This window comes from Desulfofundulus salinus, assembly GCF_003627965.1.
Lineage (GTDB): Bacteria > Bacillota > Desulfotomaculia > Desulfotomaculales > Desulfovirgulaceae > Desulfofundulus > Desulfofundulus salinus.
Window position 1 is genome coordinate 1,376,843 of record NZ_RBWE01000001.1, and the last position, 25,409, is coordinate 1,402,251.

The window sequence follows — 25,409 nt, forward strand, 5'->3', positions numbered from 1 at the left end:
CATGATGGGGGTAAGGAACCGCCTCGCTCCAATCCATTGTACCGGTTGCTTCCACCTGTCAAGGCAGGCAAAATTTTCGCATTTCAAAGGGGAGCTCAGCTCAAGCTAAAAAGAGCATGAGGTTATGGGCTTACCATTTTAACGGTTGTTTGCTGTTTTTAGCTTGCCTTTAAGCCTGTAGCTTGTCCCGTTGATATAAAATATCCGGGCGTGATGGACAAGCCGGTCAATTATGGCCGCCGCCACCACCTGGTCGGAAAATATCTCCCCCCATTCGTTAAAGTTATAGTTGCTGGTTAAGATAATACTCCCTTTCTCATAGCGCATGGAGACCAGACGGAAGAGAAGGTTGGCCTGCTCTTTGCTCACGGGCATATAGCCAAGCTCATCTATGATCAAAAGGTTAAGCCGGGAATAGCCCAGCAGCTTGTCCGCCAGGCTACCGTCCCTGGCGCTGAGCATTAATTCTTCCAGCAGCTTCTGGGCAGTAATAAACACTACCCGATATTTGGCCATGCATGCCTTAATGCCTAGGGCTACTGACAGGTGGGTCTTACCGACTCCAGGATTGCCGATTATCACGATGTTTTCGCGACATTGTATAAATTCACCGGTGCTAACTGCCAGACCAGGGCCTCCTTAACGTGAGGTAGGGCGTCAAACTTGAACTCGTCCAGGGTTTTGATCAAGGGAAAGCGGGCATCCCGGATTCTTTTCTTCACCTGATTCTCCTTACGGACAGATACTTCCCGGGTCAACATCTCGTGCAAGAATTCTTCATAGCCGAGGCCTTTTTCGGCAGCCAGACGCAATACCTGCTGGTAATCAGCAAACGTGGAAAGTTTCAATTCCCTGGCTAACAGTGCTATGCTCTGGGGGGTACTCACCGGGCCGCACCTCCCAGGAGCTGGTCGTAGATGTGCAGGTCCACTGGTTTTACCTGGGGCAAGCCTGTTTCCAGTTCGAGCTGGCAGGTCACCGGTTTTTTCTTGCTGGTCAGATAGTAGTGTACAGCCTGGAAACTGTACTGGTTTGCTGCCAGGGCCTGAACAATGGCTTCTTCCACCGCTTCAATGCCGTATTCTATAACCAGGCCCAGCACCTGGGCCAGTTCGTAGCTTTGAGCCCGGGCCAGCAGGTGTTCTTTCAGCTGGTTTAAACCGGGTGGCAGGACTGCCTGACGTAAGGGCAGGGCATTTTGCAAAGAACGGGGCTTTTTCACCAGCAACGGCAGGTAATGCTCCCATTCCAGCCTGGTTTTGTTTTGCTGGTAACAGCGTGGGTGACAGGCTATTTCCCTGGAGCGGTAATAGATCTTCACTTGAAAGGGATAACCCTTCACCGTTACTGTTTTACCGGCCAGGGCCACCGGTACCGAATAACGGTTCCGGTCAAACTTAACCAGGCTCAGGCTATCCACCTCTGCCGTTCTGGTCCGGGCGTAGTCGAACTCCCTGGCCGGCAGGGGGGTCAGGTGCTGTTGTTCCAGGGTGAGCGCTTCTTTGATCGTAGTGGGGCGATATTGCAGGTGCTTGTCCTGGTATTTCAGGCATCTTTTGTCCAGTTCGGGCTGCAACTCTTCTATGGCGTTAACATTCGGCACGGGAACGAAGATGTTCCGGCGAATGTAGCCGACCAGCCCTTCGACCAGACCCTTTTCATGGGCTGCTCCGGGGTTGCAAAAGTCCGCTTGAAAGGCATAGTGGCTGCGCAGGGCCAGGAAGTCCTTCTGCAGGCTCTGTACATATTTCCCCCAGCCGTCTTTTACTGCCGTTTTAAGATTGTCGTATATCAGCCGCTTTGATATACCGCCGAAAAAGTTGAAGGCTAAAACATGGCCGGCCAGAAAATTGTCGCTGCTCTGGTTGGGAAAAACGGCCACATAGGGTGCACAGCTGTAACAGAGCCGGAAACAGAGGATGTTTACACGTATCCTCTCACCATTTACAATGACCACTGTCTGCCCCCAGTCCACCTGGGTCGCTTCGCCGGGGTCGAATTCTAAAGGTATATACGCCTGCAGATTTTTTGGTCGTAATTCCCGAACCAGTTTTCTAATTGTCGAGTAAGAGCCGGTAAAACCTTGTTCATTTACCAGGCGTTCGTAAATGCGCTGGGCAGTATGTTGTTGTTTGGCAGGTGCTTCCCTATCTGATTCCAGCCACTCTTTAACGGTCTCTCTAATGGGGTCGGTAACCGGGCATTTACCCTGCCGGGGTTTCCTTTCCCAGGGTACATTTTCACCGTCACAGTAACGCTTGACGGTATTGCGGGATACGCCCAATCTTCTTGCAATTTCTCTTTTAGAAAGTTTTTCCACGGCATAAAGGTACCTGATTTGTTCGTAAAGATTAATTTCAATCACTTCCCTTCTCCCCCCAAACCCGGATGAATGTACATCCAGTATAGGGGATTATTGAAGGAAGTGGATCAGTTTTATAGTAGCAAATACACCTGGGCAAAAGCCCTGCGCCAAAAAAGCCCGCAGTTTCGCCGTCGATCAAAGCGTATAGAATCGGTCGTGCCCGGCTGTTGCTGTTTACGGCAGCCGATAAGAGAGCAGGTAGCAATGTTTGTCGTTTCCCTGGTAAGTGAAAATGTTTTAGGGAAGGGTGGTGTTTTCATGCGCCTTATGGTAACTCTGGAGAGCCCGGGGGAAATTATACTTCCCGTCCATTACAACTACCTCTTACAGGCTGCCATTTACCGTCAGATTACACGGCCGGTCTTGCGGGAATTTTTGCATGAGAAGGGCTTTGCTCTGGGCCAGCGCCGTTTTAAGTTATTTACTTTTTCACGCCTGATGGGACGGTTGCGGCTTGACCGGGCGGCAGGTAAAATTATTTTCAAGCCTCCCTTTGATCTTGTTGTGTGTTCACCCATCCCCTTTGTTCTGGAGGAGATAGGAAATGGCCTTCTCCGGGAAGGGAACATGCGCCTTGGGGACAGTCTTTTAGAGGTACGTGCTGTTAAAGTGGAGGATGTGGTGGTGCGGTCAAGCCCCATTCTGGTGCGGATGCTTTCCCCGGTGGTGGTGTACAGCACCCTGGAGACTGGAGGAAAGCGCTACACTTACTACTATTCACCTTTTGAGCCGCGTTTTAAAGAGCTCATTTTGACCAACTTGTCCAAAAAGTACCTTTTGATCTTTGGGCGGCCCGGGGATGGGGAGGGTTTTGATATCTCGCCGGTCCGGGTAAGGCCTTCCGACCTGAAAATCATGGAATACAAGGGAACGGTTATTAAGGGGTGGATGGGTACATACAGGCTTGCTGGGGATCCGCAGCTTTTAGAGGTAGCCCTTGACGCCGGACTTGGAGGGAAAAATTCCCAGGGGTTTGGTTGTTGTACGGTGGAGGGGCGGTGCGGTGGGGAGACTCCTTCAGGGAACAGCCAGGGTTTCGGCATGTTCCGCGTCGTGTCCCGTTAAAGGTGATGGCGGCCGGTTATCGGGCGTAGGCGGCCGCTGTAGCAGGTTTTTCTAAAAAGCTTTGCACAGGTATCCTGCTGGCCTGGGCGGCCGAGGCGCATCAAAAAGGCCTGCTGCCGCGGGGAGAACCTGGTGTCGACCTTGCCTTCGGTAATACGGAAGCTTATCTGAAGGCGGTAAATAACCTCGGGGTCCAGCTCGACGATTTTTACAGGACGCTGGCCCGGGGGCTTGCCGCTGCGGTTTGCTGTTACGGGGGGAGGATTTTGCGCTGCTGCTGGGCGGGCACGAGATGGCAGGGTATCTTCGACCCCTACGGGAAATTTTCTATGGTGCAGGGGGGCTTTCTTTTTTCATCTCCCGGGTTAACTTGTAGAGGGCTTTCTTTTCAATACGGGACACATAGGACCTGGATATTCCCAGCTTCCGGGCGACTTCCCGTTGAGTTGCACGGATGCCACTGCTTAAACCAAACCGCAGGGTCAGAACCTTTTTTTCCTGGGGGCTTAGCTGGCCAATTCTTTCCAGCAGGTGTTTTAGTTCAAACTGGTTCTCAACTATTTCGGTTACTACTTCCGGGTGTGTACCCAGGATTTCGATCAGGGCGATTTCATTGCCTTCCTTATCCACGCCAACGGGATCGTATAAAGAGACCTCCTGGCGTATTTTTTTGATCAGTCTTAAATGCATGAGGATCTCATTTTCTATGCACCGGGCAGCATAGGTGGCCAGGCGGGTTCCTTTCTTGGGATCAAAGGAGTTGATGGCTTTAATAAGTCCGATAGTTCCTGTAGAAATCAAATCGTCTGTGTCCTCGCCCGTGCCCTCATACTTTTTCACTATATGGGCCACCAGGCGCAGGTTGTGTTCTACCAGAACAGCCCGGGCCTTTTCGTCTCCCCGGGCAGCCAGGTTTAAGTAGTGTGCTTCTTCTTCCTCGGACAACGGTTGCGGGAAAATGTTACTGGCTATATAGGAAACCAGGAGCAGTAAACCGTTGACCAGGGACAAACAGAGCAAAGCCCAGAGGCCGGAAAACACGCGCCTTCCCCCCAGAACCGGCTGCACCGGGTAATCAGTAGATAATATGGAACGGTTGAATTTGCTGTGCCTGTCCAGCAGATTGCGTGTTGGCTGTAGCAGGACTTGGTGGACCACAGGTCGAAGTATGTTTCCAGGTGAGTACAATGATTTTAGTTCTTTACGGAACTACGGAGGCTCGGGAACTAATATCTTTGCTTAGTGCCGGTGGTTATCCAGTATTGGCTACCGCCCTGACGGCTTATGGGGGTACCATGGCCGGCATGGGTGGGGTGGTGGAGGTGTTGCCGGCCCCGGAAAGTGTGGCTGATCTGGCCGGGCAGATGAAGCAGCGCGGTATTGCCATGGTGGTGGATGCCACCCACCCTTTCCCGGGTCCTTTGTCCGAAATGGCACGGAAGGCCTGCAATAATTTGCAGGTGCCATATGTCCGCTATCAGCGTGAGGAAACGACCCTGCCGGATGATCCGCTTATTCACCCCGTGGATTCCTGGAACGAAGCGGTGCATGCAGCTGCCCGGCTTGGGGATACTATTTTTCTCACCACGGGGAGCAATAATTTAGAACTTTTTGTGCGTTCTCCGGTCATGAAGGGAAAACGCCTGGTGGTCAGGGTACTGCCGGACCATCGCATAATTAAAAAATGCCAGGATTTAGGTTTTTTGCCCCGGGATATCGTGGCCCTGCAGGGACCTTTTTCTACCCGTTTTAACCGGGCCATCTTTCAGGCCTACAAGGCGGATGTCATTGTAACCAGGGATAGTGGCCGCACCACCGATACCAAGATCAAGGCCGCCCTGGCCTTAAAGCTGCCGGTGGTAATCATCAAGCGTACGCCACCGGCGGAAAATAACATGGTTTATACATACGAACAGGTACTCCGTCTGGTACAACGGTATCTGGGATAGCCTGACCGGGAAATGGGGATGAGAATGAAACATGGGGAAGGGGTGGGACCTGCCGGTCCCACGTCTGAATGCAACATACCGGCCGCGGGCGGTGATCGCTGTTTTGCCGGAACGGTTACGGGGGTAGTCCTGGTGGGTGGGGGCAGCAACCGCATGGGTGCCAACAAGGCGCTGCTTCACTTCGGCCGGGAAAGGTTATTGGACCGGGTCGTGGCCCGGGTGCAGGAAGCCTTTCCCCGGGTGATACTGGTCAGTAACGACCCCGCCAGCTATAATTATCTCGGCCTGCCGGTTATCAGGGACATTTACCCAGGGCGAGGGCCGCTGTCCGGCATTCATGCCGCTTTGTCAGCCGTCGCCACCCCTTACATATTTGTGGTGGCCTGTGATATGCCTTTTGTCGATCCCAAACTGGCCCTTTACCTGGCACGCCAGGCACCAGGGTATGATGTGGTGGTGGTGCGGGATGGCCCTTACCTGGAGCCCCTTTTTGCTGTTTACGGCAAGGGTTGCCATGAGCCTATCGATTCACTATTGCGTAAGGGTTTGCGGGCGAGGGTAGTGGACTTTTTTTCTACCGTACGGGTAAAATATATTGAACGCGGGGACTTGTCGGCTGTTGCCGATGTTGATAAAGTGTTTATGAATATTAATACACCCCGTGATCTGGAGAAAGCATTGCAACTGCTGGATTAGCCTTTATGTAGAGGAGAACAGAATGTTCAAGCTGCTTTACCCCAAACTGTATGTGGCTAAACTTTTTGATATCGACCTGGCTGAACTGCAAGAAAAGGGTATTTACGCCATTCTTCTGGATTTGGACAACACTATTGTTCCCAGAGATCAGGATTGTTGTCCCGATGAGATAAAGCAGTGGATAAAGAAGGCAAAAAAACACGGGTTCAAGCTTTGTATTGTGTCAAATAATTCTCCTGCGCGGGTTCAAGCGTTAGCTTCATCCCTGGACATACCGGCGGTTTACCGGGCGGTTAAGCCTGCCAGGCGTCCTTTCATTCAAGCCATGAAACTGCTCGGGGTGACCCCTGACCAGACTGCCGTCATTGGTGACCAGATTTTTACCGATGTGCTGGGTGGCAACCGTTTGGGCCTCTATACCATCCTGGTGGTTCCCCTTCCCGGTCGTGAATTCTGGGCCACACGGCTCTTCAGCCGCCGGCTGGAAAAAGTGGTTCTCTGGCATTTGGCCAGGAAAATGTCGGGTGGGTCGGTTGCCCGCTAACTATTCTGTAAATGGGGGATTCCATGAGCGAACTGATTAGCGGTCGCACCAGGGTTTGCGGCCTTTTCGGCTTTCCGGTGGAACATTCCTTTTCGCCGGTCATGCACAATGCGGCCTTCAGGCATCTGGGCCTGGATTTTGTCTACGTGGCCTTCGCCGTGCCTCCCCGGGAGCTGGAAAGGGCGGTGGCCGGGATCCGGGCGCTGAACCTGGCCGGGGTCAATGTGACCGTGCCCCACAAAGAAAAGGTTATACCTTATCTTGATGAGTTGACCGCCGGGGCCCGGCTGGCCGGGGCGGTGAACACCATCGTTCACCGGGACGGGCGCCTGGTGGGACACAATACCGACGGGGCCGGTTTTGTGCGCTTCCTGACTGATGACGCCGGGTTTAATCCTGCCGGCAAACGGATACTGCTCCTGGGAGCCGGGGGCGCGGCCAGGGCGGTGGCCGTCCACCTGGCCCTGGCCGGGGTTAAGCAGCTGCTGGTGGCCAACCGCACCCTTTCCCGGGCGGCAGAACTGGCCGCTCTGATTAACGAGGAGACACCCGCCCGGGCGTGGGCCGTGCCCTGGCCGGCGAAAGATGACCGGGTTTTGCCTGAACGACTCGAGAGGAAGCCGCCGGGCGGCCATGATCCTGAAGAGGGAAAGGGCACTTTCGTTCTGGATACAAATAACGGCAATATCAAAGAACTGGTTGCCCTGGTGGATCTGGTCGTTCAAACCACGCCGCTGGGCATGCACCCCCGGGAAGACACCTGCCCGGATTTCCCTTTTGACTGCCTGCGGCCGGGACAGGCGGTGGTGGATCTGGTTTACAACCCGCCGCGCACCCTCTTTATGGAACGGGCCGCCCGTTCCGGCGCCCGGGTATATAACGGCCTGGGCATGCTGCTGTACCAGGGGGTACTGGCCTTTGAACTGTGGACCGGGGAGGAGGCCCCGGTGGAAGTAATGCGCCGGGCTCTGCCTTTTTGATCCTGCTCGCGGTACGTAAGAGCGCCCACCACCCCGGGTGGATGACCTGCAGAAGAGCTTGTTGAAATAAGGGGGAACATTCCGCATGTTGCGTTATTTAACAGCCGGAGAATCACATGGTCCTGCTTTGACGGTCATCATTGAAGGGTTACCCGCCGGATTGGCCCTGCCGGAAGATTATGTAAACCGGCAACTGGCCCGGCGCCAGGGCGGCTACGGCCGGGGCGGCCGCATGCGGATCGAGCAGGACCGGGTGCGTTTTCTGGCCGGAGTCAGGGGTGGTTTTACGCTGGGCAGCCCCGTAGCCCTGTACATCGAAAACCGGGACTGGGCCAGCTGGCAGGAGATTATGGATCCCGGTGCTGCTGCCCGGCTGGACCAGCGGGTGGTCACCAGGCCCAGGCCGGGCCACGCCGACCTGGCCGGGGCTTTAAAATACGGTCACCGGGATATCCGCAACGTGCTGGAACGGGCCAGCGCCCGGGAGACGGCCGCCCGGGTGGCCGCCGGCAGTGTGGCCCGCCGTCTTCTGGAGGAACTGGGCATAGAGATCATCGGTCATGTGGTGCGTATCGGGCCGGTAGCGGCACCGGAACTGGACTTAATCCGGGAAATGCCGTCCACCCCTCCGGGCGGGGCCGGTAAAGGGCCGGATGAAGCGGAGGAAGATGGTGGGTGCGGGCCCGGCCGGCCGGGCGGGTCCCCGGGCGTGGATCTGCGCCGGCTGCGGGAGATTCTGGATGCTTCCCCCGTTTACTGCCTCCACCGGGAGACGGCAGAGGCGATGATGCGTGAAATCGACCGGGCCCGGGAAGCCGGGGACTCCCTGGGGGGTGTCTTTGAGATCCGGGTTTACGGCCTGCCGCCCGGCCTTGGCAGCTATGTCCACTGGGACCGCCGCCTGGACGGGCGCCTGGCCGGCGCGCTGATGAGCATTCAGGCCATCAAAGGGGTCGAGATCGGGCTGGGCTTTGCCGGTGCCGCCCTGCCCGGTTCGCAGGTGCACGATGAGATATTTTACAGCCGGGAGAGGGGTTTTCACCGCCGCACCAACCGGGCCGGCGGCCTGGAGGGGGGCGTGACCAACGGTGAGCCACTGATAGTGCGGGCGGCCATGAAACCCATCCCTACCTTATATAAACCTTTACGCAGTGTGGATCTGGCCTCTAAGGAACCCTTTACTGCCTCGGTGGAACGCTCCGATGTCTGTGCCGTACCGGCCGCCTGCGTGGTGGGCGAGGCGGTGGTGGCCTGGGAACTGGCGGCGGCCTGCGTGGAGAAATTTGGCGGCGACACCCTGCAGGAAATGAAAGCAAATTATCAGCAATACCTTGATTATCTCAAGACCAGGATATGATGATGATTGCCGGGTAGGACGGGAGTGTGGCGGAGGAGAGGAAATGAAAAATATTGTCCTGATCGGTTTTATGGGTACGGGGAAAAGTGCCGTCGGCCGGCGCCTGGCTGCCCGCCTGGGGCGGGAATTTGTGGATACCGACGAGGAGATAGAGCGGGTTACCGGCAAAACCATTCCCCAGATTTTTGCTCGGGACGGGGAGATCCGTTTCCGTTCGGAGGAGGCCCTGGTGGTGAAGAAGGTAGCCGCCAGGGACAACCTGGTGGTGGCCACCGGGGGCGGGGTGGTGCTGAACCCCGAAAATGTGCGGGCACTGCAGCAGAACGGCGTACTCATCGGGCTGGTGGCCGACCCCGGGGTAATTTACCAGCGGGTGAAGCGCAAGCGTAACCGGCCCCTGTTAAACGGCCCGGGGGACATCCTGGCCCGGATCAAAGAACTGCTGGCCGCCCGGGCAGGCGCCTACGCGGTGGCGGAATTCACCGTGGATACCGGCCGGCACACCATCGACGAGGTGGTGGAGATGATCATCGCCTACCTGAAGGAACGCGGAATTGTTTGAAACCGTACAAAACGTAGAAGAACATAAAGGGATACCGAAGAAAGGACATCATCAATGCAGGAAGTTTACATAAATCTTGGCGCCCGCAGTTACTCCATTTACGTTGACACCGGCCTGCTGCCCCGGCTGGGGGAGTACCTGAAAGTCCTCAAATTAACTCCCCGGGTGCTCCTCATTACCAACCCCGTGGTGGGCTCCCTTTACGGCGCGGTGGCCGAAACCGCCCTCAGGAATGCCGGTTTTGAGGTGATCCGGGCGGAGATACCCGACGGGGAGGAATATAAGAGCCTGGCCACGGCCGAAAAGCTCTACGACCTGGCCTACACCCGCGAACTGGACCGGCGGAGCCCCGTGGTGGCCCTGGGGGGCGGGGTGGTGGGGGACCTGGCCGGTTTTGTGGCCGCTACCTACCTAAGAGGCGTGCCCTTCATCCAGGTGCCCACCACGCTGCTTGCCCAGGTGGACTCCAGCGTGGGGGGCAAGGTGGCCGTCAACCACCCCCGGGGCAAGAACATCATCGGCGCCTTCTACCAGCCCCGGCTGGTCCTGGCCGACCTGGATGTGCTGAAGACCCTGGACCCGCGGGAGGTGCGGGCCGGCCTGGCCGAGGTGATCAAGTACGGCGTCATTGCCGATCAGGCCTTCTTTGCCTGGCTGGAGGAGAACCTGGAGCGTCTGCTGGCTCTGGAGGCCCGGGCCCTGGCCCATGCCGTGGCCGTCTCCTGCCGCATTAAAGCGCGGGTGGTGCAGGAGGACGAAACCGAACAGGGCCGCCGGGCCATCCTCAACTTCGGCCACACCCTGGGCCACGCCCTGGAGGCCCTCACCGGCTACACCACATACCGCCACGGGGAGGCGGTGGCCATCGGGATGGCGGCGGCGGTCCGGCTGGCGGTGGCCCTGGGGATGTTCCCGGAAGGAGACGCCGCGCGGGTAATCAACCTTATCCGCCGGGCCGGTCTGCCGGTAGAAGTGCCCGCCGGGATCTCTCCGGGCGAGTTGCTGGCCTCCATGCGCCGGGACAAGAAAGTGCTGGCCGGGCGGCTTACCTTCGTCCTGCCGGTGGAAATAGGCCGGGTGGAGATCGTCCGGGACGCGCCGGAAGAAGCGGTGGGGCGGGTTTTGCGTTTATGCTGTAATCAAAAGTTAAAATTTTAAGGAGAGATTGTCACTTGCCGCTGCCCTGGTTCTGGTTCTTTTCTTTCCTCCTCGGCCTTTGTATCGGCAGCTTTTTAAACGTATGCATCTACCGCCTGCCCCGGGGGATGTCCCTGCTGGCGCCCCCCTCCCACTGCCCGGCCTGCGGCGCACGCCTGGGCCCTCTGGATTTAATCCCCGTGGTGAGCTATCTTTTCCTGCGGGGCCGGTGCCGTCGTTGCAGCGGGGCGATCTCCCCCCGCTACCTCCTGGTGGAGCTTTTGACCGGGGCCGGCTTCCTGCTGATTGCCCGGGAACACGGCCTGCACGTTCATACTGCCGGCCTGCTGGTCCTGTTTTCCGTCCTCGTGGCGGCCAGCTTCATTGACCTGGACCACCGGATCATCCCCGACCGGCTCACCCTGTTTGCTCTGGCCACCGGCATACCCCTGGCCGCCCTCCAGGGTGCGGAGGCTCTCAAAGACGGCCTCATAGGCTCTGTGCTGGGGGGCGGAATATTGTTGATCGTGGCCCTGTTTTCGCGGGGCGGCATGGGCGGTGGGGACGTGAAGCTGGCCTTTGCCATCGGATGGTACCTGGGCTGGCAGGAGACCCTGGTGGCCCTGTTCCTGGCGTTTGTGCTGGGTGCGGTTGTGGGGGTTTTATGGGCGCTCAGGACGGGGAGGACCCTTAAAACGGCCATCCCCTTCGGCCCGTTTCTTTCATCGGGAGCCATGCTGGCCGTGTTGACAGGGGATAAGCTTATTTCCTGGTATCTGAACCTGTGGGGTGGTTGAAAATGGCCGTTTACACCAGAAAGCGCCTGGGGGACCTCCTTCTGCAAACCGGGTTGATTACCCGGGAGCAGTTGAACCAGGCGCTCGAGGTGCAGAAGCAGACCGAGGAGCGCCTGGGCCGGGTTCTCATCAACCTGGGCCTGGTCACGGAGCAGGACATCCTGAACACCCTGGAAATGCAGCTGGGCATTCCCCAGATTACCCTGATGGACAAAGTCGACCCCGTGCTGATCAAATCTCTCCCCGAGGCCGTCCTGCGCCGGCATAAGGTGGTGCCCGTGAAAAAAGAGGGACGGCGGCTGATCGTGGCCATGTCCGACCCCCTGAACCTGGTTGCCCTGGACGACATCCGCCTGGCCAGCGGGCTGGAAGTGGAGCCGGTGCTGGCCCGGGAAGAGGAAATCGACGCCGTCCTCCAGAAGGTATTCGGCCTTACCTTTGTGGAGCAGGCCTTCGGCCAGCCGGCCGCCCCGGAGGAGCGGGAAATCCAGACCCTCACCCTGGCGGCGGGGGATGAGGTGCCCCCGGAGGAAGCACCGGTGGTGCGCCTGGTCAATACCATCATTGCCCAGGCGGTGTCGGAAAAGGCCAGCGATATTCATATTGAACCACAGGAGGACCGGGTGCTGGTGCGTTACCGGGTGGATGGGTTGTTGAGGGAAGCCCTTACTCTGCCCCGGCATATCCGCTCCAACCTTACTACCAGGATCAAAATCCTGGCCGGCCTGGACATTGCCGAAAAGCGCCTCCCCCAGGACGGCCGGTTTCAGGTTAAGTACGGGGAACAGGAAATAGATGTGAGGGTATCCACCCTGCCTACGGTTCACGGGGAAAAGGTGGTCCTGCGTTTGCTGCTTAAGAGCGGGCGGATCCTGCCCGTTGACCGGCTGGGATTCCACCGCTACAACCTGGAGCGTTTTACAGAGGTAATCCATCGCACTTCCGGCATGATCCTGGTCACCGGGCCCACCGGCAGCGGCAAGACCACCACCCTGTACGCGGTACTGGCCCAGTTGAATTCCCCGGAGCGCAATATTGTGACCATAGAGGACCCGGTGGAGTACCTCCTGCGGGGGATCAACCAGACCCAGATCAACGTGAAAGCCGGGCTTACCTTTGCCGCCGGCCTGCGCTCCATCCTCCGCCAGGACCCGGACATCATCATGGTGGGGGAAATAAGGGACGGGGAGACGGCCCAGATCGCGGTGAGGGCGGCCACCACCGGCCACCTGGTGCTCAGCAGCCTGCACACCAACGACGCCGCGGGTGCCCTGACCCGCCTCATCGATATGGGGGTGGAGCCCTTCCTGGTGGCCTCCTCGGTGGTAGGCGTGGTTTCCCAGCGCCTGGTGCGCCTGCTCTGCCCCCGCTGCCGGGAGCCCTACCAGCTCCCGGAAGACGCGCCGGAGAGGATTTTCATGGGCCTGCCGCCCGGTGAGCCGGTGACCCTTTACCGGGCCGCCGGCTGCCACCACTGCAACCACACCGGTTACCGGGGGCGGACGAGCATCCAGGAGGTGCTGCCCGTGACCCGGGCCATAAGGGAGCTGGTAAATAAAAAAACTTCTGCCGATGTGATCAAAGAAAAGGCGGTGGCCGAGGGAATGGTCACCCTGAAGGAAGATGGAATAGACAAGGCCCGGCAGGGGATCACCTCCATAGCGGAAGTGATGCGCGTGGCCTATAACGAGTGGTGACGGAAAAGGAAGGTGTTGCGGCGGAATGCATGCCGATGAACTTTTAAAGCTGGCCTTCGAGCTGAAAGCTTCCGATATCCACCTTACTGCCGGCCGTCCGCCCGTCTTCCGGGTTCACGGGAAGCTTTTTGCGGCCGACGAGCTGGGCGCCCGGGCCGTGCCGGGGGTGGAGGATCTGCCCGTCCTCACCGCCGGGGATACCGAGGCCCTGGCCCGCCAGCTGATCCCCGGGGACCGGTTCCAGCAGTTCATGCAGGTGGGCGAGAGCGACCTGTCTTACGCCATCCCGGGAGTGGGCCGCTTCCGCGTGAACGCCTTCAAGCAGCGCGGTACGGTGGCCCTGGCCATCCGCCTCATCCCGGAGCGCATCCCCACCTTCGATGAACTGGGCCTGCCCGAGGTGGTGGCCCACCTGGCCAGGCGGCCCCGGGGCCTGGTGCTGGTTACCGGGCCCACGGGCAGCGGCAAGTCCACCACCCTGGCGGCCATGATCGACCTCATCAACAGCGAAAGCCGCCTGCACATCATCACCCTGGAAGACCCCATCGAGTACGTCCACCGGCACAAGAAGAGCCTGGTCAACCAGCGGGAAATCGGCCGGGACTCCCTTTCTTTTGCCGCCGCCCTGCGTGCGGCCCTGCGGGAGGACCCCGACGTCATCCTGGTGGGGGAGATGCGGGACCTGGAGACCATCGCTACGGCCATCACCGCCGCCGAAACCGGTCACCTGGTGCTGGCCACCCTGCACACCACCAGCGCAGCCCAGACCATCGACCGCATCATCGACGTTTTCCCGCCCCATCAGCAGCAGCAGGTCCGGCTGCAGCTGGCCGGCGCCCTGGAAGGAGTGATTGCCCAGCAGTTGCTGCCCCGCAGGGACCGTCCCGGCCGGGTGGCGGCGCTGGAAATCCTGGTGGCCACGCCGGCCATCCGCAACCTCATCCGGGAGGGGAAGACCCACCAGATTATCTCCCACCTGCAGACCGGGGCCAGGTACGGTATGCAGACGCTGGATATGGCTTTAAGAAACCTCGTCCGTACAGGGGTGATCGGCAGGGAGGAGGCCCTGGCCCGGGCGGCTGATGCCGAAAATTTGTTAAAAATGATTTAAAACAACCAGCTGGTTATTGACTGGCAGGGCAGCTGCCGTTAAGATAGTTTTCAGGAAGAGTGCGGCAAAGCGAAAAAAGGCAAACCTGCCGAAAGGCAGGGGCGCAAAGCCGCGGGCCTAAAGCGGCATGCAAGGCCGCCATGGCAGCCGGGCTGCCGAACTTTCCGGCACGTACTTCCAGGCGCGTCGCCTGGATTTTTATTTCCGGGAGGTGGTGAGGGGAGCTTTGCCCGTCTATGCCTATCGGGCCCGGGATTTAACCGGCAGGGTGGTTTCCGGCCGGCTGGAAGCCAGCGGACCAAGGGAGGCGGCCAGGATACTGCAGGGCCAGCGGCTCATCCCCGTGCAGATCCGGGCCGTGCGGGGGGGCGTCAGCCTGCCTATGCGGCTGCCTTCATTCCGGCGTGGAGTCAGGCTGAGGGAGCTGGCCCTCTTCTGCCGCCAGCTTTCCACCCTGGTCAGCGCCGGCGTGCCCCTGGTGGGGGCCATGCGCATCCTGGAGCTGCAGGTGGAGGGCCGGGTGCTCAAAGAGGTGGTGCGCGGGGTGACCGCCCGCCTGGAGCAGGGACACTCCCTGGCCGAATCCTTCGGCGCCTACACCTCGGTCTTCCCCGAGATCTTCATCAGCATGGTGGAGGCCGGGGAAGTGGGCGGCGTGCTGGACGAGGTGCTGGAGAGCCTGGCCGGACATTTTGAGAGGGAACACGAGGTGAGGGAAAAGGTGAAGTCGGCCCTCACCTACCCCACCATGGTCCTGGGCTTTGCCGTGGTCATCCTCACCTTCGTGCTCACCTTCGTCCTGCCCCCCATCATCAATACCATCCAGAACCTGGGTGTGTCCCTGCCCCTGCCCACCCGGGTGGTGATGGGAGCCAGCCGCCTGGTGGGGCGCTACTGGTACCTCCTCCCGCTGTTTCCGCTGGCGGCGGCTTTTGGCTTTCAGCGCCTGCGGGCCTCGCCCCGGGGCCGGGAGATCTGGGACCGCCTGGTCCTGAAAATGCCCGTATTCGGACCGGTGCTGAAAAAAATAATTATTGCCCGCTTCGCCCGCACCCTGGCCGCCATGCTCAAAGGCGGGGTGCCCATCATCCAGGCCCTGGAAGTGGTGAAGAAAACCGCCGGCAACCAGGTGGTGGCGGCCGGCGTGGCCAGGGCGCAGGAGAGCGTGCGGGAGGGGCAGGGCCTGGCCGGCCCCCTGGAAGAAAGCGGCATCTTCCCCCCGCTGGTCATCCGCATGATTGCCGTGGGGGAAGAAACCGGCAGCCTGGACGCGCTGCTGGTCCGCATCGGCGCCTTTTACGACCAGGAAGTGAACATCACCGTGGGCCGTCTCTCCAGCGTGCTGGAGCCGGTGCTGATTGTCTTCCTGGGCGGCATAGTGGGGTTCATCGTCCTTTCGGTGCTCCTGCCCATGTTCACCAGCATGATGCAGGGGCTGGGCAGGTAGGGCGGTGGTTTCAAAGGTGTTCTTACATACTCTAACCGGCCGTTTAGGCACCGTTTCCAGGTCAATTATTTAATTGACAACCCTTTTTATTAAGACACTACTTTTTGGGGAGGGAAAAACTATGCGCAAAAAACTCAAGGACAACCGCGGCTTCACCCTGGTGGAGCTGCTGGTGGTCATCGCCATCATTGGCATCCTGGCCGCCATCATCGCCCCCAACGCCTTCAAGGCCATTGAAAAGGGCAAGGTGGCGGCGGCGGAAGCGGATTACAAGGCCATCAAGGCGGCGGCGCTGAACTACTATACAGATACAGGTAAATGGCCTATGGCTACTGATAATTCTTGGTCCGACGAAACAGAGTGTTTTGTTACAGGAAAATCAGATTCTTCCCAGAACCCCGCTGGCTGGAACGGCCCCTACCTGGAGCGCTGGCCCAGCAAGAACCCGTGGGGCGGGACTTATACTTTTAAAAATGAAAGCTCAAAAAGAAGTCTTGAACTTAATTCTGTCCCCTCCAGCGCCGCAACTAAAATGAAAGCTGACCTTGGCAATGATGTAGTCGAGATAGACGGTTCGGGTGCTACTGTCACCGTCGACATTCTAATCTCGAAGGACTAAGAAGTTGTAATGTTATAAAAGTGATGTTGTGTCGTTTCTCTGAAGTAAGAGAGCGGCTAGAGCAAAGTACCGGTGAAATCTTTGAGTAAAAGCAGCGAGCATGCAACGGAGATATTGCGCGGTCGGAGTAGTCTGCCTGCGGCGTTCGGGTGCCGGGGCAGGCTACCCGGCCCCACCTTAATCTGCCCCGCCATTTTCCGGCAGGGGTGGGTGGTGAGTAGATGCGATTTCTTCCGGGGAAGGATGTGAGCCGGTGAGGTTTCGTCTATCAAACCTGCGCCGCGATCAGCGCGGCTTCACCCTGGTGGAGCTTCTGGTGGTCATCGAACCTTTAAGTACGCCTGCAATGCTTCATGTAGTAGACGAGGAATGGTTATGATTATGCGTACATTTTCCAGACATGACCGCGCCTTTACCCTGATCGAGGTCCTGGTGGCCGCCGCCATTCTGGTGCTGGTGGCGGCCACTGCCGTAAATCTGATGGTTTCGGGCAAAATGGCGGCTAAAGCAGCCTGGGAGGACACGGTGGCCGTTAACGCCGCCCAGGCCGTGATGGAGGAACTGCTGGCCGGCTCCCTTGCCGGCGGCGAAAGGCAGGATGAACCGCGGCCCTTTCCCGGCGCGTCCGGTTATACTTACACATATTCGGTAGAGACCTATCAGCCGGATGATCGGCTGGTCCAGGTGCGGGTCAACGTCCACTACCGGCACCAGGGGCGGGAGCGGCAGCTGGAACTGGTAACGCTGAAACGCAGGGGATGACGGCCGGCGCAAATTTGATGAGTTGGCGGGACGAGGCCTGATGGGACCGGTTAAAAAAGTTGCAGTGCGCAGAGCGGTTGGCGATAATAACGCGGCTATAACCGCTAAAGGAGCCGGGTACGTAAAATATGGCACGGCTGATACACCGGCCTCTGGTCGGCGGGCCGCCCTGCCGGGACTGGCGGTTGACCGCCGGGGCCTGACGCTGATCGAGGTTCTGGTGACGGCCGTCCTTCTTTCTTTAATCCTGGGGGCGGCCTATTTCGTCGTCGACAGCACCATGCTCAACTGGAAAAAAGGCGACGAGCAGGTTGACGTGCAGCAGAACCTGCGGCTGGCCATGGACCGGCTGACCCGGGAACTGAGGGTCAGTGCAGGGGTGGACGAAATAAATCCCCAATCATACATCATTTTTAAGAGCCCGGACAATACAAAATACATCAAGTATTATCTTTACGGCGGCGAGATCAAGCGGGCCACCAGCACTGATAAAGCCTCCTGGCAAGGGAATAATCCCGTGGCCGGGCGGGTTCAGGCGGTATCATTCCAGGGAGTTACCGGCTTGCCGGCTACGGTGGAGATAAAGCTCACCGGCACCAACGGTTTTGTCTTAACTTCCCGTGTGACCGTGCGGATGATGCGCGAACAAAATTGATTTTTCCGGGAATAGATGTTCTGTATGGAAGTGATTTGGGAGGGCGACCTGTATTGACCGGCGGGCAAAAGGGAAAATTCGAGAGCGGGCAGGTATGCCGGAGGCTCCCTGCTTTCTGGAAAAACATGCGTGCCGGAGCACAAAAAGGCGCGGCCCTGGTCACGGTGATCCTGCTCACCCTCCTGCTCCTGGTCTTTGCCGGCTCCCTGGTCCAGCTGACCACGGTGGACAAAAGAATGTCCGCCAGCCAGGTAGCCATGACCCAGGCCCTTTATTTGGCCGAGGCGGGAGTGGAAATGATGGTCGTCCGGCTGGCCGGGAATTTTGATGCCGGGCCGCCGTCCACGCCAATCGTGCTGGGGAACGGCCGGATTTCCAAAATTACCGTGAACCCGGTGGACGCCAGCACCAGAGAGATCCTGGCCGAGGGGCGGGCGGGCAACGCCCGCAAGGCACTCAAAGTGCGGGTGCAGCGCACGGCTACTCCCGTGCTGCAGAACGCCCTTTGTGCCGGAAATTCCCCTAACTTAAGCGGCAACGTATCTATTAGCGGTAACTTGTTGATTAACGGCAATTTGGAAACTGGCTCCAGTATAAGCCTTACCAATTCCAGGCTGGTGGTGGTGAAGGGCAATCTGGATAATAAAAATGGTAGCATCAACATTTTGTCCGGAGGCAGCCTTTTGGTGGGAGGCAACCTCTATAATAGACACGGCCGCATTGAAACACCGGGCTACCTCCAGGCAGACGGTGCCATCGATAATTCTTCAGGCACCGTGATTTTCTCCCCCGGCGGGACCTACTTCACCCCCGCCACGCAATATCCGGCGGGCACGTTTATCATTCAAAATGACGGCCAGGTACCCCGGCTGGACGGCCCGCGGGAAAATATTGCTGCCCTTGTAGAGCCGGCCGCCCTTCTGGATCCAGCGGGAAAAGTGGCTGCCTACCAGGGCTATCCCCGTTTGGGTGTAACCGAAACGGGAAACAGGTTCGAGAGCAATCTTACCGGCAGGTCTGCCGGGACCTATTACCTGGACACCGGTGGAAAGGAACTCTGGCTTGAGGGTACATACAGCGGGAAATGGGTTATTGCCGTTAAAGGGAACGTGGAGATCAGCGGCGATTTGCAGCCGGCAAATGCAGGCCGGGACGTCCTGGTTTTGCATGTAGACGGTACGGTTAGCGTACACGGGAATGAAAACGTCAGCGCCGTTATATATGCGTGCCGGTTCGAAGCCGGCGGGAGCAGTACCATCAGGGGGACGGTGGTTGCCCAATCTTTTGATGTCAGTGGTAACGTAAGCCTGATCCAGGATAATGACCTGATCCAGAACGCCGTTCCCGTCCTGCCGTCAGACCTGGTCACTGTGAAAATTATTTCCTGGCAGGAGGAATACCCCGTATTTTGATTTCCCGAGCCTGCCCGTACGTCCTGAAAATTTGGTAACATATCCATTTCAGGGTTTCCTTTAAGCAGGACTTTTTTACTTTCGCCACGAAAATATATGCATGTTTCGGCAGTGTTCGTTCCCAAAAGTTATATCCTCGCCCGGGGGCATTACTTTACTCGAGGTTCTTGTCTCCACGGCCATCAGTGCCACCCTGCTTTTAATTGCGGTGCCCGCCGTACTTAACGGTTTGAGCAAGTACGCCCTGTACACCAGCGCCCGCCAGATAGCTACAGATATTCGCGGCTGGCAGCAACAGGCCCTTTCCGCAGGGGATACCATGTCTACTTACAGCATACAGTTTGATCCTTTCAACGACGCCTATCATTTAATGATTAATAATGTATCCAGACAAAAGCAGTGTCTCCCTGTTTACCTGGACCTGGTCTCGACAAATTTTCCGTCCAATGAGCTTAAATTTAACCTGCGGGGGATCCCCATTTCCGGTGGCGGGACGGTTACCTTGAGTGAAAAATTGACCCGAAGACGGTATTACGTCATTGTCGCCCCTGTTACCGGAAGGGTGCGAGTTTCTCCTCTGCCTCCGGCAGGTTAATCCAGATTATTTAATAATGGAAGGTCACCAATGTTCAGAAGCAAAACTTTTACTGCTGTTGACATCGGAGCGGGCGAAATCAAAATTGCGGTTCTTTCCTGCTGCCGCCGGAGGGTGATCTGCAACCTGCTGCATCGTTACTTGAGCCCCGGCATGGAGCACCTGGAAGAGGACAGGACTGATGAACTGGCCGCAGCTCTCAAGGCGGCCTTTAAATCTGCACCCGGAGCAGGAAGAAAGGTAATTACCGCCATCGGGGGGCAAGGAGTGATTACCCGGCAGCTGCGCCTGCCGGCAATGCCAATGAAGGAACTGGAACAGGCGGTCGTGTGGGAGGCGGAGAAACTGGTGCCGCTGCCCGTCGATGAACTGGTAATCCGGCCCGTGGTGCTTGGGGAAAGCCAGAACGGAGAAAGCGGGCTGTTTCATGTCCTCCTGGTGGCCGTAAGAAAAGAACTTGTCTACCGTTATTACGAGGCCTTCGACCGGGCCGGCCTGCAGGTTACGGCCATCGACCTGCATCACCTGGCCCTGTGGCGGGTCTTTCACGGTTCTTTTGGATACCCGGTTCATGACGGTGGGGTACGGGCAGTGCTGGATCTGGGTTTTTCTTCCGGTCAGTTTATCGTTTTAAAAGGACAGGAACTGGTTTATGTGCGTTCTTTGCCGGTCGAATTGGGAAGGTTGCTGCCCGCGGGCGTTTTTGAACCGGCACCGGCAGAACCTGCACCACCCCCCGGGGGTGAGGAAATACCGGGCGGGGAAGCCGCTGCCGCTGCGGAAGAACTGTCCGGTGAATATGCCGGTTATGATGAAGCACAGTTCGAACTTTTGGGGGAGCTGGTACGGGAGATCCGCCGCTCCCTGGACTTTTACCAGCTGCAGGAGCGGGACAACCCGGTGGAAACCCTGGTGGTTACCGGCGGCTTCAGCAAAATCAAGGGGTTACCTGCTTATCTGGCTGACCAGCTGGGAATAAGAGTGGCGGCCGGTTTTCCCCGGCTGCCCTTCCGGGATGTTAAGAATACTCCCCAGGTGCTGGACCCGGGCTTTTCCGTGGCGGTGGGCCTGGCTTTGCGGGAGGTGCTAAAGTGAATTACCGGGTTAACCTCCTGCCTGCGGAACTGCAACCCGGGCCCGTCCTGGAACCGAAACGCCTGCTGTTGATTTCACTGGCTACCCTCACAGCAGGGGGGCTTGTTACTGCCTGTGTCTTTTGGGGCATAAATTTTCACCACATGCGTATTGAGCTGGCTGCCGTCAAGCGGCAGGTGCCCAAACTCCAGGAAACGGTTGCCCGGCTGGAGGAGCTCAAGAAACAGCGCCAGGAGCTGGAGGCGGCGTCCGGTGAACTGGAACGCCTGCTCCAGCAAAGGCACACCTGGTCCAGAATGTTGCTGGACCTCAATAAAGTGGTCCCCCGGGAAATCTGGCTGACTGCTCTGCGATTGCAGGCGGCTGGAAATGTTTCAGGAGCAGGCCAGAATGTGACCGGACCCGCCACCGCTCAAAAACCGGGTTCCGTTCCCTCCCTGCTGCAGAGCAGCCTGGAGCATGATGCACTCCAGCAGGTATCCGCTCAGCCCGGGGCACCGGCAGCCGTGCCGGCAAGCCAGGGCGGGGAAACCGGGCAGCCGGGGCAGGCAGGCAGCCAGGTCCGGCGCGAGGACGGGAATGCCATTCCCCAGCCGCCCGATACTTTAACCCTGGAAGGCAACACTACCTCCCTGGCCGCCGTGGGGGTATTCATTTATCACCTGGGAAAACTACCCTATTTCTCCCGGGTTGACCTGAACGAAATTAAATACGATGAGACAAAGGGCGTCGCCACTTTTAGTATTTCCGCCCGCCTAAAAGGGGGCGGTGGGGGTTGATGGCACGCGGCCTGGATAAGAAGACCAGAACCATACTCATTCTTTTACTGTTGCTGGCCTTTATTTATGCCGGTTACCGTTTCGTAATAATGACCCAAATCCAGGCTTACCAGAAGACAAAAACCGAGTTGAACGAAGCCAGGGCCCTCATTTCCCGGTTGTCCGCCAGGGCCGGTTCCCTGGAAGAGGAAAAAAAGGTCCTGGAAAAGGCCAGAAAGCGTTTTCTGGAGCTGAACAACAGATTCAACACCGATATGCAGGACGGCCAGTTTCTCGTTCAGTTCAGCCGTGTGACGGAAAAAAACCGGGTACTGGTGTTGAAATTTAAACCGCTGGCCATCGTGGACAGGGGATATGTGCTGGTTTTGCCTGTGGAAATAGAGCTGAGAGGTTTGTTTCCCCAGGTGACGCTGGTGATCGACTATCTGGAAAATCTCCCCAACCTGAGTGAGCTGCGCAATATTCAAATTACCCGTTACGAGCCTGAAAATGCGGGTGGACAGTCCCCGGCACTGCCCGATGGTACGGTGACGGCAAGTACGACGCTGCTGCTCTACTCCCGGCCGACTCCCGCCGGGCGCCTGCAGCTGGAGGAGGTCAGACGCTGGGCCCTGGGCCGTTCCAACCCCTTCTTTTCAGGCCGGCCGCCTGTTTCTCCTGCATTGCCGGAACAGGCGGCGGAGCCGGCTGGCCGGGAGCCTGTTCCGGCGTCTGCACCGGAGCGAGCGGGAGCCAAAACAGGGTAGTTGGAAAGTGGGGATAACTCAGGGTATAATCTTGTAAAAAGTCGGTTCAAAACCCCGGTTGCACCGCATCTGCCATTGCCTGTTTTAAAGAAATGGGCTTAATTTAGGTTATAGTAAAGAGGTATAAATGTTAAATTCTTACTAACAATATTACTTAATGTGCATTGATTAATCCCACCAGGAGGTGATTCTTTTTGGTCGACGAACAGTTGTTGAAAGAAGTTCTGGATCTCGCCCTGGCCAGCGGGGGAGATTTTGCCGATATTTTTGTCGAGCACAAACGGGCTACGGGTGTCGGCCTTGAAGGCGGCAAGATTGAGCGGGTCCATTCGGGCATAGACATGGGTGCCGGCATCCGCGTGATTAACGGTGATTCCACGGCCTATGCCTATACCAACGACCTGAGCAGGGAAGGCCTCCTCGAGGCCGCCCGCATTGTCAGTCATGCTTCCCGGGGGGAGAAAAAGGACTACCACCTGGACCTGCGCCGGGTGCGGCCACTGGTGGATTTTTCTATAGCAGAGCGTCCCGATGCGGTCAAGCCGGAACGCAAGGTGGAGGCGGTCCAGGCCGCCGACCGGGCCGCCCGGGCCGTGGATGTGGAGAAAATCAAGCAGGTAATGGTGGGCTACGGGGACGTGGTCCAGAAGGTGATCATTGCCAACAGCGCCGGTGAATATGTGGAAGACGAGCGCATCCGCACCCGCCTGATGGTGCAGGTGGTGGCCGCCGAGGGGCCGACCATTCAAACGGGTTACGAGGCCGTGGGCGGCCTGACCGGCTTTGAGCTGCTGGAGCGTTATCACCCCGAGTCGGTGGCGGAAATCGCGGCCCGGCGGGCCGTGGAGATGCTCAGGGCAAAGGAGGCCCCCAGCGGTAAAATGCCCGTGGTGATGGCCGGGGAGGCCGGGGGGACCATGGTTCACGAAGCCTGCGGCCACGGCCTGGAAGCGGATCTGGTACAGAAGAAGCTTTCGGTTTATGCCGGCAAAAAGGGTCAAAAGGTGGCTGCCGACATTGTTACCGTTATCGATGACGCCAGCATGGCCGGCCATTACGGTTCCTACCGCTTTGACGACGAGGGAGTGCCGGCCCGGAAAGTAACCCTGATTGAAAAAGGCGAGCTTACGGACTACATGTACGACCGGCTCACCGCTTCGCGGGAAGGGAAAGCATCCAACGGCCACGGCCGCCGGGAGTCCTACCAGCACAAACCCATCCCCCGCATGGGCAATACGTACATAGCCCCGGGCAGGATGGACCCGGAAAAGATCATCCGGGAGACAAAAAATGGTCTTCTGGTGAAGAAAATGGGCGGCGGCCAGGTGAATACCACCACCGGGGATTTTGTTTTTGACGTGGCCGAGGGGTACCTGATTCAGGACGGGGAAGTGGGCCCCATGGTGCGTGGTGCTACTTTAACGGGCAACGGCCCCGAAGTCCTGCGCATCGTGGAGATGATCGGCAAGGACCTGGGCTTCACCATCGGTACCTGCGGCAAGGACGGGCAGGGGGTACCGGTAAGCGACGCCCAGCCCACCATGGCCATCAAGGAGCTCATCGTGGGCGGCACAAGCCACAGCCGGCCCAGCGGCAGGATCCGGCGCCTGTAGGACCGTCGGTCACAGGCAAAAGCTAAGGGGGGGCAATAATGAGCCGGCTTAAGGAAACAGCACCGGTTTACGAAACCAGGCCGCTGCCGGAAGGCAAGATCACCTTTGAGGAGTTTTTGGCCTGGTGCGATGAAGATACCTGGGCGGAGTGGGTGGATGGGGAGGTCGTTATATTGACGCCGGCAGCCAGAAAGCATCAAAAAATAACTGCCTTATTATCAACCTTGCTAAGGGAATTTGTTCTAAAGCAGAGCTTGGGAGATGTTTTGACCGCTCCTTTTTTGGTGCGCCTGCCAGAAAGCCTGCGCCGGGGCCGGGAGCCGGATATTTTTTACGTAAGCAACGAAAAGCTACCTCTTTTAAAGGAAACCTATATGGACGGCCCCCCCGATCTGATTGTGGAAATAACCTCTCCGGAAAGCCTGGCCCGGGACCGGGGGGAGAAGTATGTGGAATATGAGGCTGCAGGCGTTAAAGAATACTGGCTTATCGACCCGGACCGGCGGCAGGCGGAATTTTACAGGCTGGCTGAAGAAGGGCGCTACCGCACAATTCATCCGGACGAAAAGGGGATCTATTGTTCGGAGGCCATCCCCGGCTTCTGGCTGCAGGTGAGCTGGCTGTGGCAGGAACCCCTTCCTTCAGCTATTGACTGTTTGAAAGAATTGGGTTTGATTTAACAAAAGGCAGGGTTCACTGCCGAACCCCGCCTTTTAATGTTTTATCTTTCTGCTTAAATTGTTCTTAAAACGCGGTGTAATTTCCCGGCCGCTCAGAAACCAGCCTGGTCATCAGGCTGGCGATGACCTGTTTTTCCTGCTGGTCGGCCACCTGCCATAACTCTTTTAGCACTTTTTGTTCCGGGTTGGCCGGGGGTACGTGATCGGCCAGCACCTGACCGGCCTGCTGAGCCAGATTTACAATGCGCTCCCGGGAAATGCCCAGCTCCTCCGCAAATTCCACCGCCTGGCCGAGAAAACGTTTCCAGTTATCCCAGTCCGTGCTAACCTGGCGAATATCCAATTTTAACACTCCTCTCCTGATTACTGGCAGGGCTTATTTCTATTTTGTTCCTCTTTTCACCGTCTTATTCAAGAAAAGGAATACACACCTCTTTAAACAGTGGCATATGGTAACAAAAGAATAGGGAGTATGCTTACTTTAGGCCTTATCCAGGGGGTAGGCTGCATGAAAATTGGTGATATTGTGACCCGTAAGGTATGTGGGGAAGATATGCAGTTTTGTATTCTGGGTTTTTACACCAAACAGAGCACCGGAGAACGGGTGGCCATTCTGGCCATGCTGGACCCCACCACCATAGTGGAAGCTTCAGTACAGGAACTTGCCCCGGTATCCCCAAGAGGTATATTTGCTCTCACCACCAATCTTTATGTACACTAGCTGCCGGCAGGCAGTTTTTTTGTTG

The 25,409-nt window shown here is 57.8% G+C and carries 27 protein-coding genes, 2 pseudogenes and 1 riboswitch; of the genes and pseudogenes, 25 read left to right on the plus strand and 4 right to left on the minus strand.

Features of this window, described 5'->3' with window-relative positions; genetic code table 11:
- Nucleotides 1–138 precede the first annotated feature (138 nt).
- Together istB and istA are read right to left on the minus strand one after the other, a co-directional pair.
- A pseudogene (gene istB / locus D7024_RS15600) lies at nucleotides 139–887 on the minus strand (IS21-like element helper ATPase IstB).
- Nucleotides 884–2,365 carry an IS21 family transposase gene (istA, locus tag D7024_RS07025; RefSeq protein ID WP_243113724.1) on the minus strand — a complete coding sequence of 494 codons (1,482 nt, stop codon included), beginning with the start codon at nucleotides 2,363–2,365 and terminating at the stop codon, nucleotides 884–886. Before istA ends, istB begins: the two are co-directional and overlap by 4 nt.
- 258 nt (nucleotides 2,366–2,623) lie before the next feature.
- On the opposite strand from istA, the gene cas6 reads away from it, so the two are divergent.
- Complete coding sequence (gene cas6, locus D7024_RS07030; RefSeq protein ID WP_121452501.1) at nucleotides 2,624–3,430, plus strand: CRISPR-associated endoribonuclease Cas6; 807 nt, start codon at nucleotides 2,624–2,626, stop codon at nucleotides 3,428–3,430.
- 77 nt (nucleotides 3,431–3,507) lie between these two features.
- Nucleotides 3,508–3,675: pseudogene (locus D7024_RS15605) on the plus strand (hypothetical protein); the annotation flags it as partial.
- Nucleotides 3,676–3,757: 82 nt separating this feature from the next.
- On the opposite strand, the gene sigK reads toward D7024_RS15605, so the two are convergent.
- On the minus strand, nucleotides 3,758–4,471 hold the full coding sequence (sigK, locus tag D7024_RS07040; RefSeq protein ID WP_121451143.1) for an RNA polymerase sporulation sigma factor SigK: 714 nt from the start codon (nucleotides 4,469–4,471) through the stop codon (nucleotides 3,758–3,760).
- A gap of 146 nt (nucleotides 4,472–4,617) precedes the next feature.
- On the opposite strand from sigK, the gene cobK reads away from it, so the two are divergent.
- The 22 genes from cobK to D7024_RS07150 all read left to right on the plus strand — a co-directional run bounded on the left by cobK (nucleotide 4,618) and on the right by D7024_RS07150 (nucleotide 24,663).
- On the plus strand, nucleotides 4,618–5,379 hold the full coding sequence (gene cobK, locus D7024_RS07045) for a precorrin-6A reductase (RefSeq protein WP_121451144.1): 762 nt from the start codon (nucleotides 4,618–4,620) through the stop codon (nucleotides 5,377–5,379).
- Nucleotides 5,380–5,397: 18 nt separating this feature from the next.
- The gene (mobA, locus tag D7024_RS07050) at nucleotides 5,398–6,075 is read left to right on the plus strand and encodes a molybdenum cofactor guanylyltransferase (protein WP_165859303.1); all 678 of its coding nucleotides are present in this window, start codon (nucleotides 5,398–5,400) and stop codon (nucleotides 6,073–6,075) included.
- Nucleotides 6,076–6,097: 22 nt separating this feature from the next.
- Nucleotides 6,098–6,619 carry a YqeG family HAD IIIA-type phosphatase gene (locus D7024_RS07055; protein WP_121451146.1) on the plus strand — a complete coding sequence of 174 codons (522 nt, stop codon included), beginning with the start codon at nucleotides 6,098–6,100 and terminating at the stop codon, nucleotides 6,617–6,619.
- A gap of 23 nt (nucleotides 6,620–6,642) precedes the next feature.
- Nucleotides 6,643–7,599, plus strand: coding sequence for a shikimate dehydrogenase family protein (locus D7024_RS07060; RefSeq protein WP_121451147.1), 957 nt, complete (start codon nucleotides 6,643–6,645; stop codon nucleotides 7,597–7,599).
- A gap of 85 nt (nucleotides 7,600–7,684) precedes the next feature.
- Nucleotides 7,685–8,956 carry a chorismate synthase gene (locus tag D7024_RS07065; protein ID WP_121451148.1) on the plus strand — a complete coding sequence of 424 codons (1,272 nt, stop codon included), beginning with the start codon at nucleotides 7,685–7,687 and terminating at the stop codon, nucleotides 8,954–8,956.
- Nucleotides 8,957–8,999: 43 nt separating this feature from the next.
- Entirely contained in the window at nucleotides 9,000–9,518 is a 519-nt protein-coding gene (locus D7024_RS07070; protein ID WP_121451149.1) for a shikimate kinase, read from the plus strand.
- 54 nt (nucleotides 9,519–9,572) lie between these two features.
- Entirely contained in the window at nucleotides 9,573–10,676 is a 1,104-nt protein-coding gene (gene aroB / locus D7024_RS07075) for a 3-dehydroquinate synthase (protein WP_121451150.1), read from the plus strand.
- Between the two features lie 14 nt (nucleotides 10,677–10,690).
- Nucleotides 10,691–11,452, plus strand: a complete 762-nt coding sequence (locus D7024_RS07080) for a prepilin peptidase (RefSeq protein ID WP_121451151.1) — start codon at nucleotides 10,691–10,693, stop codon at nucleotides 11,450–11,452.
- A gap of 2 nt (nucleotides 11,453–11,454) precedes the next feature.
- The gene (locus D7024_RS07085; RefSeq protein WP_121451152.1) at nucleotides 11,455–13,149 is read left to right on the plus strand and encodes a GspE/PulE family protein; all 1,695 of its coding nucleotides are present in this window, start codon (nucleotides 11,455–11,457) and stop codon (nucleotides 13,147–13,149) included.
- A gap of 25 nt (nucleotides 13,150–13,174) precedes the next feature.
- Nucleotides 13,175–14,260 (plus strand): type IV pilus twitching motility protein PilT, encoded by a 1,086-nt coding sequence (locus D7024_RS07090; RefSeq protein WP_121451153.1) that lies wholly within the window; start codon nucleotides 13,175–13,177, stop codon nucleotides 14,258–14,260.
- Between the two features lie 68 nt (nucleotides 14,261–14,328).
- Nucleotides 14,329–14,420, plus strand: a riboswitch (cyclic di-GMP riboswitch).
- Nucleotides 14,388–15,707, plus strand: a complete 1,320-nt coding sequence (locus D7024_RS07095) for a type II secretion system F family protein (protein ID WP_243113725.1) — start codon at nucleotides 14,388–14,390, stop codon at nucleotides 15,705–15,707. Its footprint overlaps the riboswitch before it by 33 nt.
- Before the next feature lie 121 nt (nucleotides 15,708–15,828).
- A complete protein-coding gene (locus tag D7024_RS07100; protein WP_121451154.1) occupies nucleotides 15,829–16,326 on the plus strand; it encodes a prepilin-type N-terminal cleavage/methylation domain-containing protein in 498 nt (165 codons plus the stop codon).
- 253 nt (nucleotides 16,327–16,579) lie between these two features.
- The gene (locus D7024_RS07105; protein ID WP_165859304.1) at nucleotides 16,580–16,705 is read left to right on the plus strand and encodes a type II secretion system protein; all 126 of its coding nucleotides are present in this window, start codon (nucleotides 16,580–16,582) and stop codon (nucleotides 16,703–16,705) included.
- Nucleotides 16,702–17,088 (plus strand): prepilin-type N-terminal cleavage/methylation domain-containing protein, encoded by a 387-nt coding sequence (locus D7024_RS07110; RefSeq protein WP_165859305.1) that lies wholly within the window; start codon nucleotides 16,702–16,704, stop codon nucleotides 17,086–17,088. The genes D7024_RS07105 and D7024_RS07110 overlap by 4 nt, the downstream gene beginning before the upstream one ends.
- A 40-nt stretch (nucleotides 17,089–17,128) precedes the next feature.
- Nucleotides 17,129–17,743, plus strand: a complete 615-nt coding sequence (locus D7024_RS07115; RefSeq protein WP_121451157.1) for a PilW family protein — start codon at nucleotides 17,129–17,131, stop codon at nucleotides 17,741–17,743.
- Between the two features lie 53 nt (nucleotides 17,744–17,796).
- Nucleotides 17,797–19,155, plus strand: a complete 1,359-nt coding sequence (locus D7024_RS07120) for a PilX N-terminal domain-containing pilus assembly protein (RefSeq protein WP_121451158.1) — start codon at nucleotides 17,797–17,799, stop codon at nucleotides 19,153–19,155.
- A gap of 100 nt (nucleotides 19,156–19,255) precedes the next feature.
- Entirely contained in the window at nucleotides 19,256–19,750 is a 495-nt protein-coding gene (locus D7024_RS07125) for a hypothetical protein (RefSeq protein WP_121451159.1), read from the plus strand.
- 30 nt (nucleotides 19,751–19,780) lie between these two features.
- Entirely contained in the window at nucleotides 19,781–20,845 is a 1,065-nt protein-coding gene (gene pilM / locus D7024_RS07130) for a type IV pilus biogenesis protein PilM (protein WP_121451160.1), read from the plus strand.
- The gene (locus tag D7024_RS07135) at nucleotides 20,842–21,624 is read left to right on the plus strand and encodes a PilN domain-containing protein (protein ID WP_121451161.1); all 783 of its coding nucleotides are present in this window, start codon (nucleotides 20,842–20,844) and stop codon (nucleotides 21,622–21,624) included. The genes pilM and D7024_RS07135 overlap by 4 nt, the downstream gene beginning before the upstream one ends.
- The gene (locus D7024_RS07140) at nucleotides 21,621–22,370 is read left to right on the plus strand and encodes a type IV pilus inner membrane component PilO (RefSeq protein WP_121451162.1); all 750 of its coding nucleotides are present in this window, start codon (nucleotides 21,621–21,623) and stop codon (nucleotides 22,368–22,370) included. The genes D7024_RS07135 and D7024_RS07140 overlap by 4 nt, the downstream gene beginning before the upstream one ends.
- A 194-nt stretch (nucleotides 22,371–22,564) precedes the next feature.
- Nucleotides 22,565–23,983 (plus strand): TldD/PmbA family protein, encoded by a 1,419-nt coding sequence (locus D7024_RS07145; RefSeq protein WP_121451163.1) that lies wholly within the window; start codon nucleotides 22,565–22,567, stop codon nucleotides 23,981–23,983.
- 38 nt (nucleotides 23,984–24,021) lie between these two features.
- Entirely contained in the window at nucleotides 24,022–24,663 is a 642-nt protein-coding gene (locus D7024_RS07150) for a Uma2 family endonuclease (RefSeq protein ID WP_121451164.1), read from the plus strand.
- Nucleotides 24,664–24,727: 64 nt separating this feature from the next.
- On the opposite strand, the gene D7024_RS07155 is transcribed toward D7024_RS07150, so the two are convergent.
- Nucleotides 24,728–25,006: a DUF3243 domain-containing protein gene (locus tag D7024_RS07155; protein WP_121451165.1), complete on the minus strand. Its 279-nt coding sequence runs from the start codon at nucleotides 25,004–25,006 to the stop codon at nucleotides 24,728–24,730.
- 165 nt (nucleotides 25,007–25,171) lie between these two features.
- Here D7024_RS07155 and D7024_RS07160 point away from each other — a divergent pair, with 165 nt between their 5' ends.
- Nucleotides 25,172–25,384 carry a hypothetical protein gene (locus D7024_RS07160; protein ID WP_013823041.1) on the plus strand — a complete coding sequence of 71 codons (213 nt, stop codon included), beginning with the start codon at nucleotides 25,172–25,174 and terminating at the stop codon, nucleotides 25,382–25,384.
- The last annotated feature ends 25 nt before the right edge of the window (nucleotides 25,385–25,409 follow it).